The sequence below is a fragment of the Ilyobacter sp. genome, assembly GCF_041583315.1.
In the GTDB taxonomy this organism is placed as follows: domain Bacteria; phylum Fusobacteriota; class Fusobacteriia; order Fusobacteriales; family Fusobacteriaceae; genus Ilyobacter.
The window spans coordinates 1-2,820 of the sequence record NZ_JBFHGC010000386.1 but is presented as its reverse complement, the minus strand read 5'-3'; the positions used below and the strand labels follow the sequence as shown (position 1 = coordinate 2,820).

General features: G+C 38.4%; 4 protein-coding genes. All 4 read right to left on the bottom strand.

What is annotated here, in order from left to right:
• Positions 1–62: 62 nt before the first annotated feature.
• Positions 63–953 carry a protein translocase subunit SecF gene (gene secF, locus ABZA26_RS11830; protein WP_372714723.1) on the bottom strand — a complete coding sequence of 297 codons (891 nt, stop codon included), beginning with the start codon at positions 951–953 and terminating at the stop codon, positions 63–65.
• Positions 954–955: 2 nt separating this feature from the next.
• Positions 956–2,176 (bottom strand): protein translocase subunit SecD, encoded by a 1,221-nt coding sequence (gene secD / locus ABZA26_RS11825; RefSeq protein WP_372714722.1) that lies wholly within the window; start codon positions 2,174–2,176, stop codon positions 956–958.
• A gap of 23 nt (positions 2,177–2,199) precedes the next feature.
• Complete coding sequence (ruvX, locus tag ABZA26_RS11820; protein WP_319204475.1) at positions 2,200–2,619, bottom strand: Holliday junction resolvase RuvX; 420 nt, start codon at positions 2,617–2,619, stop codon at positions 2,200–2,202.
• Between the two features lie 60 nt (positions 2,620–2,679).
• On the bottom strand, positions 2,680–2,820 hold a 141-nt coding region (locus ABZA26_RS11815; RefSeq protein ID WP_372714724.1), incomplete at its 5' end, for a DHHA1 domain-containing protein.

The window sequence follows — 2,820 nt, the reverse complement described above, 5'->3', positions numbered from 1 at the left end:
TATTATTTTTAAGAAATATTTTTTTATTAAGCCTTCCCGGTTTGAACGGGATGGCTTAATTTTTATTTTTCTAAGATAGCTTCTTTATTTTTATTCTTTTCCAATAGATATACCAACGGACTGGCTACAAAAATCGATGAATAAGTTCCTGCTACTACCCCTATAAGCAGAGTTGTTATGAAAGTCCTCAGACTGTCTCCTCCGAAAATAAGTATTGCTATTACTGCAAGAAAGGTTGTGAGAGATGTATTTATAGATCTCGTCATAACCTGGTTTATACTTATGTTAATCGCCTCTCCCAGTTCCGGAGAGTTCTTTCTTTTCAGTGTTTCTCTTATTCTGTCAAACACAACTATAGTGTCGTTTATAGAGTATCCAAGTATCGTCAGGACAGCTGCTATAAAAGGAGTGTTTAACTCATAACCTAATAGTGCTATTCCTCCCACAGAAATAATAACATCATGAAACAGTGCTATTACTGCAGCCAGGGCAAATTTAAATTCAAATCTTATGGTGATATATAAAACTATAAGGATGCATCCTAAAATTAAAGCATATACAGCGGAAGTCTTAAGCTCTTCACCTATAGTTGCCCCTACCGTATCTGATTTCTGAAGGTCATATTTCCCAAAATTTTCCACCTTGTCTAAAAAGGCATTTTTTTGCTCTTCATCCATTTCAGATGTTCTCAGGATTACTGTATGTTCCCCAGAAACCTGTACCTTTCTGCTTTTGCTGTCTAGCTGAGGAAAGTCTTTGGATATCTCGTCAAAAAAACTATTTACCTCTCCCAGCATTATGTTTTTTTCAAATTTAAGCTGATAAAGGTTTCCACCTGAGAAATCTATCCCATAATTTAACCCTTTAAACACAAGACCTGCAATGGCAATTATTACAAAAAATGCCGAGATGCCAAGCCATTTTTTAGTATGATTTACAATATCTATTTTCACTATTAGTTCCCCCTAACCCCAAATAATTCAGGTCTTTTTATTTTGAATATACCTACGAAACCTTTTAACAGTATCTTAGTTATTGTTATAGCTGTAAACATAGATGCCAGTATTCCTATTGTCAGAGTTATTGCAAAACCTTTTACAGGTCCTGTTCCTAAAGTGAATAATATCATTGTTATTATCAGCGTCGTTATGTTTGAGTCAAATATCGCTCCAAAGGCTTTTTTAAACCCTGTATCTATAGAAGATAGAATTGTATTACCAAGTGTTAGCTCTTCTTTTATCCTCTCAAAAATAATAACATTGGCATCTACTGCCATTCCAGCAGAAAGTATAAGTCCTGCTATTCCAGGAAGTGTAAGAGTTGCATCTAAGAAATTAAGAGTACCAAAGGCTATTATCCCAAAAACTGCAAGAGCCAGATTTGCTATAAGTCCAGGCAGTCTGTAGAAAACAACCATAAATATCCCTATTAGTGCTACCGCCACTTTTGCAGCCATAGTACTCTTTGCTATCGATTCATCCCCAAGAGAAGCTCCTACAGATCTTGTTTCTAGTATCTCCGCTCTCACCGGAAGTGCTCCTGCATTTAAAAGAGTAGCCATAGCTTTTGCTTCCTCTACAGTATAACTTCCTGTTATCACTCCGTTTCCACTAGGTATTTCTGTATTTATAGTCGGTGCTGTCTGGACTTCTCCGTCTAGAGTCACCGCCAGTTTTTTTCCTATATTATTTCTTGTTATCTCAGCAAATTTAACAGCACCTTCTTGATTCATTTCAAATTGAATCTCTGCTCTTCCAAGCTTGTCATATGACACTGCTGCCTTTTTCAGAGATCCCCCAGTAAGAAGAGTCTCCCCCAGACTGCCGTCATCCTGCACTATTTTAAACTCCAAAAGAGCTGTCTTACCTATCAGATTTACTGCTTCCTCACTGTTTGTTATTCCAGGAAGCTCCACTATTACCCTTTTTTCACCGGCTCTCTGGACTATCGATTCTGCTACTCCTAGGCCATTTATTCTTCTGTCTAGTACCTCTATAAGTCTTGTCATAGCCTCATCATCTATGACCTGGTCTCCTTCAGGCTTCGCCTCAAGAACCACATACACCCCGCCTTTTAGATCTAGACCAAGTCTAGTCGGCTTCATGAAGCTCAACCATCCTGCTCCAATGAGAATTGCCAGTATAAAGAGCAGTTTAACAATCATTCCCTTTTTCATATGTCCTCCCACTTTCGTATTTTCTATTTTTTCATGTCAAGGTATGTCTGAAGTATTATGGCTGCTGCTATCTTGTCCACTACTTTTCTTTTTCCCCTGGCATCTTTATTAGTTGTTTCATTGAGCATTCTTTCTGCCGAAATTGTAGAGAGCCTTTCATCTATTTCGATTATTTCGAGCCCCTCTATACTTGAGTTTAGTTTTTCTATAAACTCCCTTACCTTTTCAGCCTGCCTTTTCTCCTGACCGTCCAGACTTTTAGGGATTCCCACCACTATACTCTTGGTGTTTTCCTGCCTGCATAGTTCCTGTACTCTTTTTACAGCCTTGGTCTTTGTCCTGTCTATTACCTCTAGGGGATGTGCAAACATTCCCATGGCGTCAGACCTGGCCACACCTATTCTTACATCGCCTACATCAAGTGCAAGATATTTTTTAAACATTTTATACCTCTCTTTACATCACTATATAAAACCAAGAGACGGGTCTCCCCGTCATAATGATTAGAGTTTTTCAGTTAATATCTTTCTTGCATGTTCCAGAGCCTCAGGAACCTTATTTCCGTCTTTTCCTCCGGCTTGTGCAAAATCAGGTCTTCCTCCGCCGTTTCCTCCGGCTATTTTTGCTATCTCTTTTACAAGATC